Origin of the sequence: Nocardioides lentus (assembly GCF_039529515.1) — a bacterium.
GTDB classification, from domain to species: domain Bacteria; phylum Actinomycetota; class Actinomycetes; order Propionibacteriales; family Nocardioidaceae; genus Nocardioides; species Nocardioides lentus.
Genome location: NZ_BAAAMY010000001.1, coordinates 363,319 through 379,317, shown reverse-complemented (window position 1 = coordinate 379,317; position 15,999 = coordinate 363,319). Strand labels below are relative to the sequence as shown.

17 protein-coding genes are annotated in these 15,999 nt (G+C 74.3%); 9 read left to right on the top strand and 8 right to left on the bottom strand.

Features of this window, described 5'->3' with window-relative positions:
- Positions 1–66: 66 nt before the first annotated feature.
- The 8 genes from ABD158_RS01805 (at position 67) to ABD158_RS01770 (ending at position 8,489) form a co-directional block, all read left to right on the top strand.
- A complete protein-coding gene (locus ABD158_RS01805; RefSeq protein WP_344002839.1) occupies positions 67–2,211 on the top strand; it encodes a protein kinase family protein in 2,145 nt (714 codons plus the stop codon).
- Complete coding sequence (gene sigM, locus ABD158_RS01800; RefSeq protein ID WP_344002837.1) at positions 2,208–2,912, top strand: RNA polymerase sigma factor SigM; 705 nt, start codon at positions 2,208–2,210, stop codon at positions 2,910–2,912. The genes ABD158_RS01805 and sigM overlap by 4 nt, the downstream gene beginning before the upstream one ends.
- Positions 2,909–3,646, top strand: a complete 738-nt coding sequence (locus tag ABD158_RS01795) for a hypothetical protein (protein WP_344002834.1) — start codon at positions 2,909–2,911, stop codon at positions 3,644–3,646. Before sigM ends, ABD158_RS01795 begins: the two co-directional genes overlap by 4 nt.
- Before the next feature lie 123 nt (positions 3,647–3,769).
- Positions 3,770–4,765, top strand: coding sequence for a thioredoxin-disulfide reductase (gene trxB, locus ABD158_RS01790; RefSeq protein WP_344002831.1), 996 nt, complete (start codon positions 3,770–3,772; stop codon positions 4,763–4,765).
- Positions 4,766–4,864: 99 nt separating this feature from the next.
- Positions 4,865–5,191 carry a thioredoxin gene (gene trxA / locus ABD158_RS01785; RefSeq protein ID WP_344002828.1) on the top strand — a complete coding sequence of 109 codons (327 nt, stop codon included), beginning with the start codon at positions 4,865–4,867 and terminating at the stop codon, positions 5,189–5,191.
- A gap of 185 nt (positions 5,192–5,376) precedes the next feature.
- Complete coding sequence (locus tag ABD158_RS01780) at positions 5,377–6,699, top strand: aminotransferase-like domain-containing protein (RefSeq protein WP_344002825.1); 1,323 nt, start codon at positions 5,377–5,379, stop codon at positions 6,697–6,699.
- A 16-nt stretch (positions 6,700–6,715) separates the two neighbouring features.
- Positions 6,716–7,726, top strand: a complete 1,011-nt coding sequence (locus ABD158_RS01775) for a D-alanine--D-alanine ligase family protein (RefSeq protein ID WP_344002822.1) — start codon at positions 6,716–6,718, stop codon at positions 7,724–7,726.
- Positions 7,719–8,489, top strand: a complete 771-nt coding sequence (locus ABD158_RS01770; RefSeq protein WP_344002820.1) for a lysophospholipid acyltransferase family protein — start codon at positions 7,719–7,721, stop codon at positions 8,487–8,489. The genes ABD158_RS01775 and ABD158_RS01770 overlap by 8 nt, the downstream gene beginning before the upstream one ends.
- Positions 8,490–8,729: 240 nt before the next feature.
- Here the strand turns inward: ABD158_RS01770 and ABD158_RS01765 are convergent, their stop codons facing one another.
- The 8 genes from ABD158_RS01765 to rpmH form a co-directional block, all read right to left on the bottom strand.
- Positions 8,730–9,779, bottom strand: a complete 1,050-nt coding sequence (locus ABD158_RS01765) for a ParB/RepB/Spo0J family partition protein (RefSeq protein ID WP_425573121.1) — start codon at positions 9,777–9,779, stop codon at positions 8,730–8,732.
- Positions 9,776–10,714, bottom strand: a complete 939-nt coding sequence (locus ABD158_RS01760) for a ParA family protein (RefSeq protein ID WP_344002816.1) — start codon at positions 10,712–10,714, stop codon at positions 9,776–9,778. Before ABD158_RS01760 ends, ABD158_RS01765 begins: the two co-directional genes overlap by 4 nt.
- 77 nt (positions 10,715–10,791) lie before the next feature.
- Positions 10,792–11,529: a 16S rRNA (guanine(527)-N(7))-methyltransferase RsmG gene (gene rsmG / locus ABD158_RS01755; RefSeq protein ID WP_344002813.1), complete on the bottom strand. Its 738-nt coding sequence runs from the start codon at positions 11,527–11,529 to the stop codon at positions 10,792–10,794.
- 32 nt (positions 11,530–11,561) lie between these two features.
- Positions 11,562–12,113, bottom strand: a complete 552-nt coding sequence (locus tag ABD158_RS01750) for a Jag family protein (RefSeq protein WP_344002810.1) — start codon at positions 12,111–12,113, stop codon at positions 11,562–11,564.
- A gap of 90 nt (positions 12,114–12,203) precedes the next feature.
- Complete coding sequence (gene yidC, locus ABD158_RS01745) at positions 12,204–13,265, bottom strand: membrane protein insertase YidC (RefSeq protein WP_344002808.1); 1,062 nt, start codon at positions 13,263–13,265, stop codon at positions 12,204–12,206.
- Between the two features lies 1 nt (position 13,266).
- Positions 13,267–13,518, bottom strand: coding sequence for a membrane protein insertion efficiency factor YidD (yidD, locus tag ABD158_RS01740; protein WP_344002806.1), 252 nt, complete (start codon positions 13,516–13,518; stop codon positions 13,267–13,269).
- Complete coding sequence (rnpA, locus tag ABD158_RS01735; protein ID WP_344002803.1) at positions 13,515–13,880, bottom strand: ribonuclease P protein component; 366 nt, start codon at positions 13,878–13,880, stop codon at positions 13,515–13,517. Before rnpA ends, yidD begins: the two co-directional genes overlap by 4 nt.
- Positions 13,881–14,018, bottom strand: coding sequence for a 50S ribosomal protein L34 (gene rpmH / locus ABD158_RS01730; RefSeq protein ID WP_299053066.1), 138 nt, complete (start codon positions 14,016–14,018; stop codon positions 13,881–13,883). It abuts the gene before it with no gap.
- Between the two features lie 424 nt (positions 14,019–14,442).
- Between rpmH and dnaA the strand changes: the two genes are divergently transcribed.
- Positions 14,443–15,999 (top strand): chromosomal replication initiator protein DnaA (gene dnaA / locus ABD158_RS01725; RefSeq protein WP_425573120.1); only part of this gene is annotated, 1,557 nt, incomplete at its 3' end.

The following is a 15,999-nucleotide window of genomic DNA, read 5'->3' as shown; positions in this document are numbered from 1 at the left end:
GGGGCGGTGGAGCCCGGTCAGACGACCGACACGCAGCGTGACCAGCAGGCGGGAGAGGCAGACCAGGTGCAGCACGGGGTCCGGCCCGGGGACGTCCTGGCCGATCGCTACCTCCTCGTCGACCTGCTCACCGAGAGCGGCGGCGGCCGGTTCTGGCGCGCCCACGACCGCGTCCTGTCGCGCCACGTCGCCCTGCACGTGCTGGCCGAGGACGACCCCCGCGCCGACGACCTCCTCGACGCGGCGCGCCGGTCGGCGACCGTCTCGGACCGGCGGCTGCTGCGGGTGCTGGACGCCGAGCGCCGCGACGGCCTGTGCTTCGTCGTCAACGAGTGGGGCACCGGGCGGTCGCTGGACATCATCCTCGGGACCGAGGGACCGCTGTCGCCGCGCCGGGCGGCCTGGATCGTCCGCGAGGCGGCCGAGGGGCTCGCGGTCACGCACGCCGCCGGGGTGTCGCACGGCCACCTCGTCCCCGAGAACCTCCTCGTCGACCGCAGCGGCGCCGTCCGCCTGATCGGCTTCGCCGTCGACGCCGCGCTGCGGGGCCTCGACCCGTCCCCGGCCGGCGACGTCCGCGGCCTCGCCGGGCTGCTGTACGCCGCGCTCACCGGCCGGTGGCCGGGGCCCCCGCCGTCCCAGGTGCCCGAGGCGCCGCGCGAGGGCGTCCACGTGCTCCGGCCCCGGCAGGTCCGCGCGGGCATCCCCCGGGCCCTCGACGTCGTCTGCGACGAGCTCCTCAACCCCGCCGGCACCCACCTCGGCGGCGTCGACGACGCCGCCCGCCTCGCCGCCGCCCTCGACGAGGTCGTCGGCGACGACAACGGGATGGTCGCCGCCGAGGCGGCGCGCCACCGCACCGCGACCGACGCCCGCGGCCCCTGGCCCCCCACCCCCACCTGGCCGGCGCCGACCACGACGCCCGCTCCCGTCGCCGACCCCGCCCCCGGCGACCCGGCGACGGCCCCCCTCACGACCACACCGCCGACCACGACGCCGACCACACCGCCCACCACACCAACGACCACGCCGCCGACCCCCTCGGACGACGACCTCCGCTCCGGTCCCGCCACGACGGTCGTGCCCCGCGTCGGGGCCGCCGCCCGCGCCGCCACGCTGCCCGCGGCCGGAGCGGCCGGAGCAGCGGGTGCGACCCGTCCGGTGCCGGCCCCCGCGGACGCACCGGACCACGCGGACCGCCCGCACGAGGAGGTCCCGGCGCAGGAGGGGACCGATCCCGGCGACCCTCACGACGAGGCCGACGCCGTCACGACGCCGGTGCCCGCGGCGGGGGCCGCGGGCCGCGCCGACCAGCCGGGTCCGCCCACCGAGGCCGGCATGCCGATCTTCGACGACGACGCCGACGAGGTGGAGTGGCTGCGCGCCCGCGCGGAGGCCCCGGCGCCGCCCCCGCCGTTCGAGGAGCCGCCGGAGCGGCCGCTGTTCGCCCCCGGCCCGCCCGACGACGCGCGCACCCGGCGGGGTCGCGTCGACGACTCCTCCCGCGCCGGCGGGTCCGGCACGTTCTGGCCCTGGGACGACGGCCACGGCGGGCACGGCCCGGGGTCCCCCGTCCCCGGCAGCGACGAGCCCGAGGAGGACGGTCCGGTCCCCGGCCGCCGCTCGCTGGCGCTCGGGGTGACCCTGATCGTGCTGATCCTCGTCGCCGTGGCCGGGGTCGTGGTGTGGAACGCCCGCCAGGACGGCTCCCTGCTCGGGAGCGAGGACACCCCCGGCCGGAGCGCGAGCCCCCGTGACGAGGCCACGCCGCCGGAGCCGCTGCCCGTCGCCGCGGTCACCGACCTCGACCCGCAGGGCGACCCGCCCGAGGAGTACCCCGAGCTCGCGCCGCTGGCCGCGGACGGCGACCCCGCGACGGCCTGGAACACCAACACCTACGCGCAGCAGTTCGGACCCGACGGGCTCAAGACGGGCCTCGGCCTGGTCGTCGACCTCGGCGAGTTCCGCGACGTGGCACAGGTCCGGGTCCAGGTCGTCGGCCAGACCGCCCTCGCGGCGTACGTCGCCGACACCGAGCCCACGGGGGTGGCCGACCTGCCCCGCCTCGCCGAGGGCTCCGGCGACGGCGAGGTCACGCTGACGCTCGACAGTCCCGACACCGGACGCTTCGTCGTGGTCTGGATCGACCAGCTGCCCGCGGTCTCCGACGGGTTCCGCGCCGAGGTCGCGGAGATCACGGTCCTCGGATGAGCCCCGAGCAGGACCCCGCGGACGACCGCGACCTGCTCGCGGCGCACGTCGCGGGCGACCCCGACGCGTTCGGCGTCCTCGTCGCCCGTCACCGCGACCGGCTCTGGGCCGTCGCGCTGCGCACCACGGGCGACCGGGAGGAGGCCGCGGACGGGCTGCAGGACGGCCTCGTCGCGGCGTACCGCCGGGCGGCCTCCTTCCGGGGCGACGCCGCGGTCACGACCTGGCTGCACCGCGTGGTGGTCAACGCCTGCCTGGACCGGATGCGGGCCTCCCGGGTGCGCCGCGCCGACCCGCTGCCCGAGCAGGACGACCGGGTCGTCCCCCGCGAGGGGCCGTCCGGCTCCGGGCTCGCCGCCACGCGCGCCGACGGCGACCCCGAGGCCGGCGCCGTGCGCGCCGACGAGCAGCGTCGGGTGCTCGCCGCGCTGGCCACCCTGCCGGCCGAGCAGCGCGCCGCCCTCGTGCTGGTCGACATGGAGGGCCACCCGGTCGCCGAGGCGGCCGTGATGCTCGACTGCGCCGTCGGCACGGTGAAGTCCCGCTGCTCGCGGGGCCGCGCCCGCCTCGCCGTGCTGCTGGGCGACCTCCTCGACCCGGACGACGGGGCCGCACCTCGCGGGAACCACCCGCCGTCCCGCGCCGTCCCACCCGAGCAGCGTCCGTCCGATCCGCACCGTCCCCAGGGGGCCCCACCGTGAGCGAGGAGCAGGTGCGTCGGCTGCTGGCCCGCGCCCGCCACACCGCGCCCGTCCCCGACGACGTCGCCGCCCGACTGGACGCGGCGCTCCGCGACGCGGCGCACGCCGACGGCCGGGAGCCCGCCGACACCGGCCTCGACGAGCTCGCCGCCCGCCGTCGCCGGCGCCGCTGGACCGGGGCGCTCGCCGCCGCGGCGGTGGTCGTCGTCGCCGGGGTCGGCCTCGGCGCGACCGGGGGGCTGGACCTCTCCGGCGCCGGCGGCGAGGGCTCCGGGTCGGACAGCGCGGGTGGGGCCCTCGAGGCCCCCGGCCCCGAGGGCACGCGACCCGGGAGCACGCCACCCGGGAGCGAGGGCCCCGACGTCGCCGAGCGCGACGAGGGCGCACCCTCCGGGTCCGACGACCCCGGGTTCTCCGCCGAGTCCGACCCGCGCGCCACCGCCCGCGGCCTCCCCGTGGTCCGGGACGGCTCCACGCTGGTCGCCGACCTCGTCGACGCCGCCCGCACCGCACGGCCCGACCTGCGGGTGGTGGCGCCCTGCGCCCCGCGCACGGTCGAGGGCGAGCGGGTCCGCGTGCGCTTCGCCGCCGGGTCGCGCGCCACCGAGGTCCCCGCCGAGGTCGTCCTCGTCCCCGCGGGCGACGGGGCGCGGCGCGCCGAGGTGTGGTCCTGCGTCCCGGACGCCGCGGACGCCGCGGGGCCCCTGCGCTCGGCCGTGCTGCCGCGCCGCTGAGCGGCGCGGCGGGCCGGAACAACGCTGCCCTAGCATCGGTTGACCCCCACGTCGCCCCGTGATCAGCGCGGTCGCGACGTCCACGACGCAGCACCCACACGCGACACCGAGGAGTGGCTCCGCATGAGCGACCAGGAGCAGACCGACCAGATCCGCGAGCTCATCGTCATCGGCTCCGGACCGGCGGGCTACACCGCGGCGGTCTACGCCGCCCGCGCCAACCTCTCACCGCTCGTCTTCGAGGGGTCGGTCACCGCCGGCGGCGCCCTGATGAACACCACCGAGGTCGAGAACTTCCCGGGCTTCCGCGACGGCATCATGGGCCCCGCGCTGATGGACGAGATGCGCGCCCAGGCGGAGCGCTTCGGCGCCGAGCTGGTCCCCGACGACGTCGTCGAGGTCGACCTGACCGGTGACGTGAAGACCGTGCGCACCGCCACCGGCACCCACCGTGCGAAGTCCGTCGTGCTGGCCACCGGCTCGGCGTACAAGAAGCTGGGCCTGCCCCAGGAGGACGAGTTCTCCGGCCGCGGGGTGTCGTGGTGCGCCACCTGCGACGGCTTCTTCTTCCGCGACCAGGAGATCGCCGTCGTCGGCGGTGGCGACTCCGCCATCGAGGAGGCCACCTTCCTCACCCGCTTCGCGAAGAAGGTCTACCTGCTGCACCGCCGCGACGAGCTGCGGGCGTCGAAGATCATGCAGGAACGCGCCTTCGCGGACCCCAAGCTCGAGGTCGTTTGGGACACCGAGGTCGCCGCGATCAACGGCTCCGACCGGCTCGAGGGCCTCACGCTGCGCGACACCCGCTCCGGGGAGACCCGCGAGCTCGCCGTCACCGGCCTGTTCATCGCGATCGGCCACGACCCGCGCTCGGAGCTGCTCACGGGCCAGATCGACCTCGACGACGAGGGCTACGTGCTCGTCGACCGCGAGTCGACGGCCACCAACCAGCCCGGCGTCTTCGCCTCCGGCGACCTGGTCGACCACCGCTACCGGCAGGCCATCACCGCCGCCGGCACCGGCTGCGCGGCCGCGCTCGACGCCGAGAAGTACCTCGCCGACCACGCCCAGGCCGCCGCGCCGAGCCCCGACTCCGCGCAGATCGACGCCCGCGCCTGAGCCGCCACGGCGCCGGACGCGCCGCGTGGAAGAAACGCGACACGCCCGGCGTTCTGATGACCACAACCGGTACCCACATCCAGTCCTGAGGAGCACACGATGGCCAACATCTCCGCCGTCACCGACGCCGAGTTCGAGAACCAGGTCCTGCAGTCCGACAAGCCCGTGCTGGTCGACTTCTGGGCCGAGTGGTGCGGCCCGTGCCGCCAGGTCGCCCCGATCCTGGACGAGCTGGCCGCCGAGCACGGCGACAAGATCACGTTCCTGAAGATGAACGTCGACGAGAACCCCGTCACCCCGGCCTCGTACCGGGTCACCGGCATCCCGACGATCAACGTCTACTCGGGCGGCGAGGTCGTCAACACCATCGTCGGCGCCCGCCCCAAGGCCGCGCTGCTGAAGGAGCTCGACTCCTACATCGCGTGAGTCCCGGCCGGACACGCTCCGGCCCCGACGCGTCGACGAGACCCCGGCCCCCTGGTGGGAGCCGGGGTCTCGTGCGTGCAGGGTGGCCGCGCGGTCGGCGACCGGTGGTGCGGTGGCACGCGAGCGGGCGGTGTGAGGAACCTGCTGGTGCGCTGCTGGGCCGGATCAGCCATGCTGGGGGGGCCATGGACCACTCCCCCGCCACCCCCGGCCGCACCCGGCTCGACTCCTACGTCGACCGCTACGCCACCCGCACGGCCGGCATGACCGCCTCGGAGATCCGCGCCCTGTTCTCCGTCGCCTCGCGTCCGGAGGTCGTCTCGCTCGCGGGCGGCATGCCCAACATCTCCGGACTCCCCCTGGACGTGGTCGGCGGGGCCGTCGGGGAGCTCGTCGCCGAGCACGGCGCCACGGCGCTGCAGTACGGCTCCGGCCAGGGCGTCCCCGAGCTGCGGGAGCAGATCTGCGAGGTGATGGCGCTGGAGGGCATCACCGCGCACCCCGACGACGTCGTGGTGACCGTCGGCTCCCAGCAGGCCGTCGACCTGGTCACCCGGATCTTCTGCGACCCCGGCGACGTCGTGATCTGCGAGGCCCCGTCGTACGTCGGGGCGCTGGGCGTCTTCAAGTCGTTCGAGTGCGACGTCGTGCACGCCGAGATGGACGCCGACGGGCTCCGGCCCGACGCGCTGCGGGCGGCGATCGCCTCCGTGCAGGCCTCCGGCCGGCGCATCAAGTTCCTGTACACGATCCCCAACTTCCACAACCCCGCCGGCGTGACGATGTCCGCCGAGCGCCGTCCGGAGATCCTGGCGATCTGCCGGGAGGCGGGCGTGCTGGTGCTGGAGGACAACCCCTACGGCCTCCTCGGCTTCGACGAGCCGCCGATGCGCGCGCTGCGCGCCGACGAGGCCGAGGGCGTCATCTATCTCGGCTCGTTCTCCAAGACCTTCGCCCCGGGCTTCCGGGTCGGCTGGGCGCTGGCCCCGCACGCCGTGCGGGAGAAGCTGGTGCTCGCCCAGGAGTCGGCCACCCTGTGCCCCCCGTCGTTCTCGCAGATGGCGGTGTCGTCCTACCTCCGCGGCCACGACTGGCAGGGCCAGGTGAAGTCGTTCCGCGAGATGTACCGCGAGCGGCGCGACGCCATGGTCGACGCCCTCGAGGACCTGATGCCCCCCGGCTGCTCCTGGAACGTCCCCGCGGGCGGGTTCTACGTCTGGCTGACGGTGCCCCCCGGCATCGACACCAAGGCGATGCTGCCCCGCGCCGTGACGGCGCGGGTCGCCTACGTGCCCGGCACGGCGTTCTTCGCCGACGGGTTCGGCACCACGGCCATGCGCCTGAGCTTCTGCTACCCCACCCCCGAGCGGATCCGTGAGGGCGTCCGGCGCCTCGCGGGCGTGCTCGAGGAGGAGATGGAGCTGCGGGCGACGTTCGGCGCCGCCGGCACCCACGAGACCAGCCTGCCGCGGAGCCGGTACGACGCCCCCGGCAGCGACCTGACCTGAGAGGTCCGAGCGCCCCATGACGAGCACCACCGAGAGCCCTGCCACCCCTCCGGGGGGCGCCGAGGCCGCCGTCCCCGGCCGCGTCGTCGTCCTCGCCGGCGGGCTGTCCCACGAGCGTGACGTGTCGCTGCGCTCCGGGCGCCGCGTCGCCGAGGCGCTGCGGGGGGCCGGCACCGAGACCGAGGTCCTGGACGTCGACTCCCGCCTGCTCGAGCGCCTCGCGGCCGACCGTCCCGCCTGCGTGGTACCCATGCTCCACGGGGAGACCGGCGAGGACGGCGCCGTGCGCGAGGTCCTCGAGCTCCTCGACCTGCCCTATGTCGGCGCGGCGCCGGTGGCGTGCCGGACGGCCTTCGACAAGCCGACCGCCAAGGCGGTCGTCGCCCGGGCCGGGGTCCACACCCCCGCCTCGGTGTGCCTGCCCCACGAGACGTTCCGCGAGCTCGGCGCCGGCAAGGTGATGTCCGCGATCGTGGACCGCCTCGGCCTGCCGCTCATGGTCAAGCCGGCGCGCAGCGGCTCCGCGCTGGGCTGCAGCGTCGTCCGCTCCCCCGCCGACCTCCCCCACGCGATGGTCGACGCCTTCGCGTACGGAGCGCTCACCCTCGTCGAGCGTTTCGTGGCGGGCACCGAGGTCGCGGTGGGCGTCGTCGACGACGGCTCGGGCCCCCGGGCCCTGTCGCCGGTCTCGATCCACCCCGACGGCGGCGTCTACGACTACACGGCCCGCTACACGGCAGGGTCGACCGAGTTCCGGGTGCCCGCGACCCTCTCCGAGGAGCTCGCCGCCGAGTGCGCCCGGGTGGCCGTCCTGGTGCACGAGACCCTCGGGCTGCGCGACCTGTCGCGCTCCGACCTGATCGTCGACGCCGACGGCGTCGTCTGGTTCCTGGAGGCCAACGTGGCGCCCGGCTTCACCGAGACCTCCACCGTGCCCCTCGCCGTCCAGGCCGACGGGCTCGACCTGGGCCGCCTCTGCGCCTCCCTGGTCGCCGGCGCCACCGCCCGGGGGGCCCACCGTGCGTGACCTGACCTACCCCGCGGTGATCGTGACCGCGAAGATGCTGTTCAAGGTCCTCGGGCAGAGGTTCGTCATCACCGGCGCCGAGCACGTCCCCACCTCCGGCGGCGCGCTGATGGCGTTCAACCACATCGGCTACGTCGACTTCGTCTACGGCGGCCTCGCCGCCCAGCCGTCGGACCGCCTCGTGCGCTTCATGGCGAAGCGGGAGATCTTCGACCACCCGGTCGGTGGCCCCGTGATGCGCTCGTTCCACCACATCGAGGTCGACCGCGCGGACGGCATCGCGTCGTACCGCAACGCGGTGGACTTCCTGCGGCGGGGCGAGGTCGTCGGGATCTTCCCCGAGGCCACCATCTCCCGCTCCATGGAGATCAAGGAGCTCAAGACGGGCGCCGCCCGCATCGCCGCCGAGGCCGGGGTGCCGCTGATCCCCGTGGTCATGTGGGGCACCCAGCACATCTGGACCAAGGACCGTCCCCGCGACTTCAGTCGCGGCACGACCATCTCGCTCACCGTCGGCGCCCCCCTGCACCCGACGGGCGACGACCCGGTCGGCGACACCGCCGCCCTGCGCACGCAGATGCAGCGACTCCTGGCGGAGACCATCGAGGCCTACCCCGGTGGTCGCCCCCCGGGCGCCTGGTGGCTCCCCGCCTCCCACGGCGGCGGCGCCCCGACGCCCGAGGAGGCGGAGCGCCTCGACGCCGAGGAGAAGCGCGCCCGCGCCAAGCGCCGCGCCGAGAAGGCCCGCAAGCGCTCCTCCTGAGCGCTCCGGGCCCGCTTCGCGGCCCGTCGCAGCGCTCTGACCTGCGACGACGCCGATATGTCGACAAGGCGACCAATCGTCATGCCGACACGTCGACGGATCGATGTGTCGCCGAGTCGGCCCGGATGCGCGGCCCTAGACTGCCGAGTCGGCCCGGATGCGCAGCCTCCCGGTGCCGAGTCGGCCCGGATGCGCGCTCCCACGGCCGCTAGTCGGGTCGGATCGCCCGGGGGACGTCGGTCAGATCGGGCGGTCGTGGCGATTGCGGGGGTCGATGACGTCGGTGATGCGTCCGAGGTCCTCGAGCGAGGCGAACTCGATCGTCACCCGGCCCCTGCTGCGGCCGAGATCGACGGAGACGCGGGTGTCGAGGCGGTCGGACAGCCGCTCGGCCACCTCGGCGAGGGCCGGGTCTGGCTCTGCCGTGCGGCGGGTGCGACGGCCGGGACCCGAGCCGGGGTCCCCCACCGCCACGATCTCCTCGAGACCGCGGACACTGATGCCCTCGGCGACGACGCGCTGCGCGAGACGGTCCTGGAGCGACGCGTCGTCCACCGCGAGAAGCGACCGTGCATGGCCGGCCGACAGCACCCCGGCCGCGACCCGTCGCTGGACGGCGGGGCTCAGCCGGAGCAGGCGCAGCGTGTTGCTGATCTGCGGGCGCGAACGGCCGATGCGCTGCGCCAGCTCCTCGTGGGTGCAGCCGAAGTCCTCCAGCAGCTGGCCGTACGCCGCCGCCTCCTCCAGCGGGTTGAGCTGCGAGCGGTGGAGGTTCTCCAGCAGGGCGTCACGGAGCATGTCGTCGTCGCCGGTCTCGCGCACGATCGCCGGGATGTGGTCCAGGCCGGCGGCCTGCGAGGCGCGCCAGCGCCGCTCCCCCATCACGAGCTCGTACGACTCGTCCCCCGTCGGGCGCACGACGACGGGCTGCAACAGCCCGATCTCACGGATCGAGTGCACGAGCTCCGCCATCGCCTCCTCGTGGAAGACGTCCCTGGGCTGCCGGGGGTTCGGCACGACCTGGTGGATCGGCAGCTCCGCGAAGAACGCCCCGCTGTCGACCGTGAGGTCGTCGGCGGTGGTGGTCGGGTGCGCCGACTCGGACACCGTCGCTGGATCGCTCGCTGTTTCACGTGAAACGGCGCTGTCGTCCCGTGGTGGCGTTTCACGTGAAACCGGGGCGGCGGTCTCGGCCGCGGGGTCAGGCGGCGCCGGCGCCGGCGCGGTGGGGATCAGCGACCCGAGCCCGCGTCCCAGCCCTCGGCGCTGGGGCGGCTTGGGGGTGCTCACGCCATCACCCCACGGGTGGCCAGCTCGCGAGCCGCCTCCAGGTAGCTCAGCGCGCCGGGGGACCCCGGGTCGTACGTCATCACCGACTGCCCGTACGACGGGGCCTCCGACACCCGGACCGAGCGCGGGATGGTGGTCCGCAGCACACGGGCGCCGAAGTGCTCGCGCACCTCGCCGGCCACACCGGCGGAGAGCCGGGTGCGGGCGTCGTACATCGTGATCAGCAGCGCGGAGACCACCAGGTCACTGTTGAGGTGCTCGTGCACCATCCGGACCGTCTCCAGGAGCTGCCCGAGACCCTCCAGCGCGTAGTACTCCGCCTGGATGGGGATCAGCATCTCCACCCCGGAGACCAGGGCGTTCAGGGTCAGCAGGCCCAAGGACGGCGGACAGTCGACGACGACGTAGTCGAACCGGTCCGTGCCTGCGTCCTCGACGCCGCCGACGAGCGGGTGGGCGTCGATCGCCTCGCGCAGCCGGGTCTCGCGCCGGTCCTCGGCCACGAGCTCGATCTCGGCCCCGGCAAGGTCGATCGTCGCCGGCACCACCGTGACGAACGCCAGGTCCGGGCAGGGCTGCGCCACCTCCGCGAGCGGGGTGCCGTCGACCAGCACCTCGTAGCTCGACGGCGTGCCCCGCGGGTGGTCGATGTTGAGCGCGGTCGAGGCGTTGCCCTGCGGGTCGAGGTCGATCAGCAGGACCCGCTGACCCAGCTGGGCCAGGGCACAGGCGATGTTGACCGACGTGGTCGTCTTGCCGACGCCACCCTTCTGGTTGGCCACCACGAGGCGTCGGGTCCGCTCGGGACGCTCGACGGCGGGCCGCTGGGTGGCGTCGTGGCGCGCGCGGACGAGGGTCTCGGCCGCGCGAGCCAGGGGAGTGGTCTCGTCGTGGAGGCTGGGGAGGCCCTCGGCGATCTCGGCGGCGGTACGCACGCCACTGCTGGACTGGGGTGTTTCACGTGAAACCACGTGTCATCGCCTCCGGGGACGGATCGGGGGAGCGGACGGTGCTAACGGGGGCGGCGGCGCGCCGACGACGACGACCGACGACGCGGACGGCCCGACGGAGGACCGTCGTGACCGACCAAACGTACTGGTGCCTCACGCTCGCGGACCACCCGGACCACCGTGACGGGGGGATCGACGACCCCGACTCCGACGGTGAGCACCTCGGGCTGCGCGGCACCGGACGCCGTCCACGACGCCGGCGGCAGCTCCGCCACCTCCGTCGCGGCGCGGTCTCCCTTGAGCGCCACCATCGCGCCACCGACCTCGGTCATCGGTAGGCACCAGTCGGCCAACCGGGGGAGGGGCGCGACCGCTCGGGAGACCGTGACCGCGAACCGACGCTCCCTGACGTCCTCCGCGCGAGCCCGCACGACCTCGACCGCGCCGAGGTCCAGGTCGTCGACCACCTCCTGCAGGAAGGTGGCGCGACGGAGCAGCGGCTCCACCAGAGTGACCCGGAGGTCCGGGCGCGCGATGGCGAGCGCCAGACCGGGGAGGCCGGCCCCCGAGCCGATGTCGGCGACCGACGATCCCGCCGGCAGGACCTCGGTGAGAACGGCGCAGTTCAGCAGGTGTCGGTCCCACAGCCGGGGTGCCTCCCGGGGCCCGATCAGACCGCGCACCACTCCGGCGTCCGCCAGCCACGCCGCGTAGGCCTGCGCCAGGACCAGCCGGTCGCCGAAGACGTCGGAGGCGGCCGGCGGGGGAAGGGCGGCCGTCGCGGCCGGACCGTCCGTCACCGACTCGCCTCCGTCGCGACCGTCGTCGACGCTCAGGAGGGGAGGATCACGACGTGCCGGCGGGGCTCCGCACCCTCGGACTCCGAGACGAGACCGGCCGCGGCGACGGCGTCGTGCACCACCTTGCGCTCGAAGGCCGACATCGGCTCGAGGGAGGACGGCGTGCCCGAGGCGCGGACGGCCTCGATCTCCTTCTCGGCCAGCGCCACGAGGGCCGAGCGACGCTCCGCCCGGTAGTCCGCGACGTCGAGCATCAGACGCGACCGCTCGCCGGTCTCCCGGTGCACCGCCAGCCGGGTCAGCTCCTGCAGGGCCTCGAGGACCTCGCCGTCGCGACCGGCGAGGTGGTCGAGACCCTCACCCACGAGGTTGACGACCGCCCGGTCACCCTCCACACCGATCACGAGGTCACCGTCGAGGTCGACGATGTCGAGCAGCTCCTCGAGGTAGTCCGCTGCGACGTCACCCTCGTGCTCGAGGCGCTGGGCGCGGGACGGGCGCGGGGTCCCGTCCGCGTTCTCGCCCGCCACGTCGTCCGACACCTCGCCGGGCTCCACGGTGGTCTCCTGCGGCTCGCTGGTCATGTGTGTGCTCCTGGAGTGACGGCCGGTACGACGGACGCGGCCGGGGGTGGATCGGTGGGGCCGAGGGCGCCCCTCGCGGGGCGTCGGGCGTCAGCGACGCTTCTTGGACTTCTGGGGGTGCTTCCGCGGGGGCGAGCCCGGGCGGGCCGCCGCAGCAGTCGGCTTGCCGCCGTTAGCGGCCGTTCGCGTCCGTTCGCTGCGGGTCTGGCGCTTCGGCTGCTGGCGCTCGCGGGGCGCCGGCTCGGTCTCGGTCGCGGTCGCGACACCGCCGGGGGTGCCGGAGGTGCCGGCCGGGGTGGCGTCCTCGAGGCCCTTGCGGACCCGCTTCTCGCGGTCCCGCTCCTCCTTCGCCTGCGCCGCGGGCGTGCCCGGGGCGGGGTTGCGCCGGATGATGTAGAACTGCTGGCCCATGGTCCACAGGTTCGTCGTGGTCCAGTAGACGAGGACGCCGATCGGGAACGCCACGCCACCGATGGCGAAGACGGGCGGCAGCACGTAGAGCAGCATCTTCTGCTGTTTGGCGTAGGGGCCGTTGAGCGCCTCCGGCGGCATGTTCTTGCTCATCAGCTGTCGCTGCGTGAGGAACGTGGTGGCGGTCATCGCCAGCACGAGCACCACCGCCAGGATCCGCACCTCGATCCCGCCGGGCTCGGGGTTGATCAGCGTGCCCGCGATCGGGATCGACCCGAAGAGGTCCGCGTTGCCGAACTGCCGGGCCTGCAGGTCGCTCAGGAACCCCCGCGGGTTCCCGTTGGACGCCTGGTCGATCATCCGGAACAGCGCGAAGAAGATCGGCATCTGCACCAGCAGGGGCAGGCAGGAGGCGAAGGGGTTGGTGCCCGTCTCCTTGTACAGCTTCATCGACTCCTGCGCGAAGCGCTCCCGGTCGTGGCCGTACTTCTTCTGCAGCTCCCGGATCTGGGGCTGGATCAGCGCCATGTTGCGGCTCGACTTGATCTGCTTGACGAACAGCGGGATCAGGAGCGCGCGGATGACGACGGTGAGGCCGACGATCGACAGCAGCCAGGACGCACCGCCCTCGGGGTCCATGAAGGTGCTGAGCACCTCGTGGAAGCCGATCATGATGCCGGAGACGACGTAGTACAGCGGCGTCATGATGAAGCCGCCGATGGAAGAGAAGAAGTCGATCACGTCAGGCTCCTCGGGTCTCGGCGACCAGCGACGGGGTGCTGGTCCCGGGGACGGGGTCGTAGCCGCCGGCGGCCCACGGGTGGCAGCGCAGGAGACGGCGGGCGGCGAGCCAGCTGCCGCGCAAGCTGCCGTGACGGGTCACGGCCTCCAGCGCGTAGGCCGAGCAGGAGGGGTGGTAGCGGCACACCTGGCCGTAGAGCGGACTGATGAGGGCGCGGTAGGCGCGCAGCAGCCCGATCAGCAGCAGCCTCACGCCGACGCTCCGGCGGGCGCGGGCCGCGCGACGCGGCCCAGGGCGGTGTCGAGGTCGCGGCCGAGCCCGTCGTACGACGCCGCCGCCGACGCCGGCAGGGCGCGGACGACCAGCACCGCACCGGCGGGCAGGCCGGCGCACCGCTCACGAAGCAGGTGACGCAGACGCCGCTTCACCCGGTTGCGCACGACGGCACCGCCGACGGCGCGGCTCACCACGAGCCCGATCTCCGCCGGAGCGGCCGAGGGGCCCTCGGGAGCGGCCAGGTGGACGACCACGGTGCGGGTCCCGCTGCGGCGACCGCCACGGACCGCACGGGTGAACCCCGCCGGGCGCGTGAGGCGGTGCGCAGCGGGGAGCACTCAGACCGACAGGCTCTTGCGGCCCTTGCGGCGACGCGAGGACAGGATCGAGCGGCCGGCGCGGGTGCGCATGCGCAGGCGGAAGCCGTGCACACGGTGGCGGCGGCGGTTGTTCGGCTGGTAGGTGCGCTTGCTCACGTCGAGTCACTCCGGATCGTGCGTAGTCGGTGCGGGGGAAGGCGGGCGCCGGCCGTGGGTGGGCGAGGTGCTCGGTGCACCGGGGCGGCGTCGCGGGCCGGGTGGGCCCGGGCGGACGACACCCCTGACACGGGGCGACCGCACCACGGTACGCGGCCCGTTCACAGGGGGTCAAACCACGCGCAAGGCCTCGTCCCCGCGTCCGGGCCGCAGCCGGGACGAGCCTGTGGATGACGCCTTGCTCGTGCTCTCGTCGCCTTGTTAGGTTCCAGGTCCCCGAGCATCCCCGGCCCGTCGCCGTCACGCGTCATCCACCGCGTCGCGACGGGCAGTCCCGGGGCCCGACCCCCGTGGCCGGCGTGATGCACAGCCTGTGGACAAACGTGTGCACGACCCTCGGACGACCGGGGCGGACGGGAGACCAGTGGACGACCAGACCGATCTCGACACCGCGTGGGCCGGCATCCTGGCCTCGCTGGAGCCGAAGCAGCGGGCGTGGCTCCACGCGAGTGCGCCGGTGACCCTGCAGAAGAACACCGCGGTCGTCGCCGTGCCCAACGACTTCACGAGGGTCCAGCTCGAGGGGCGACTCCGCCCCCGGCTGGAGGACCGGCTCTCGGAGGAGTTCGGTCGCGAGATCCGCCTGGCGGTGACGGTCGACCCCGACCTCGAGCAGGACGACGACCCCGTGGTCCCCGGCGTGCCCGGTCTCGACGGCGCGGCCGGCGCCGCGACTCCTGCTCCCGGCCACCCGACCGTCCCCTCCGCCTCCGGTCCCGCCGCCCGCGGTCCTCGGGTCGACGAGTCGACGGGTCGAGATGTCGACATGTCGCTCCCTCGACAGGTCGACGAGCGCGACGAGGTGCGCGACGACCCGCGCGGGGACGACCGGGAGCCCCGCCCGGCCCTGGGCCTGGCGCCCGACGCGACGGCCGAGCCCGGCACCCCCGCGTCCGACCCCGCGGCGTACGCGCCCTCGCGGGGGGCCCAGATCTCGGCGGTCCCCGACCACGGCGACGAGGCGGCGTCCCTGCGGGAGCGCAACGCCGCCCAGGAGACGCGCCTCAACCCCAAGTACACGTTCGAGACCTTCGTCATCGGCTCGTCCAACCGGTTCCCGCACGCCGCGGCGATCGCGGTCGCCGAGGCCCCGGGACGCGCGTACAACCCGCTGCTCGTCTACGGCGACTCCGGGCTCGGCAAGACCCACCTGCTCCACGCGATCGGCCACTACGTCCGCAACCTCTACCCGCGGATCCGGGCGCGCTACGTGTCGAGCGAGGAGTTCACCAACGAGTTCATCAACTCGATCCGCGAGAACCGGCAGGACCGCTTCCAGCGCCGCTACCGCGAGGTCGACGTCCTGCTGATCGACGACATCCAGTTCCTGGAGGGGAAGACCCAGACCCAGGAGGAGTTCTTCCACACCTTCAACACGCTCCACAACGCCAACAAGCAGATCGTGCTGACCTCCGACCGACCGCCGAAGCGGCTCGAGGCGCTCGAGGACCGGCTGCGCAACCGGTTCGAGTGGGGCCTGATCACCGACGTGCAGGCGCCCGACCTCGAGACGCGCATCGCGATCCTGCGCAAGAAGGGCGCGATGGACGGTCTCGCAGCGCCCGCCGACGTGCTCGAGTTCATCGCCAGCAAGATCCAGACCAACATCCGCGAGCTCGAGGGCGCCCTGATCCGCGTCACGGCGTTCGCCAACCTCAACCGGCAGCCGGTCGACCTGACCCTCGCCGAGATCGTGCTCAAGGACCTGATCCCCGAGGGCGGCGAGCCGGAGATCACGGCCGGCACGATCATCGCGCAGACGTGCAGCTACTTCGGGGTCTCCATCGAGGACCTCACCGGCCCCAGCCGAGGACGCCACCTCGTGCAGGGCCGTCAGATCGCCATGTACCTGTGCCGTGAGCTCACCCCCATGTCACTGCCGCAGATCGGGCGCGAGTTCGGCAAGCGCGACCACACCACG

Coding starts and splice junctions, on each gene's coding strand:
- sigM (WP_344002837.1), top strand. CDS start 2,208: ATGAGCCCCGAGCAGGACCCCGCGGACGACCGCGACCTGCTCGCGGCG.
- trxB (WP_344002831.1), top strand. CDS start 3,770: ATGAGCGACCAGGAGCAGACCGACCAGATCCGCGAGCTCATCGTCATC.
- trxA (WP_344002828.1), top strand. CDS start 4,865: ATGGCCAACATCTCCGCCGTCACCGACGCCGAGTTCGAGAACCAGGTC.
- ABD158_RS01780 (WP_344002825.1), top strand. CDS start 5,377: ATGGACCACTCCCCCGCCACCCCCGGCCGCACCCGGCTCGACTCCTAC.
- ABD158_RS01775 (WP_344002822.1), top strand. CDS start 6,716: ATGACGAGCACCACCGAGAGCCCTGCCACCCCTCCGGGGGGCGCCGAG.
- ABD158_RS01750 (WP_344002810.1), bottom strand. CDS start 12,113: ATGACCAGCGAGCCGCAGGAGACCACCGTGGAGCCCGGCGAGGTGTCG.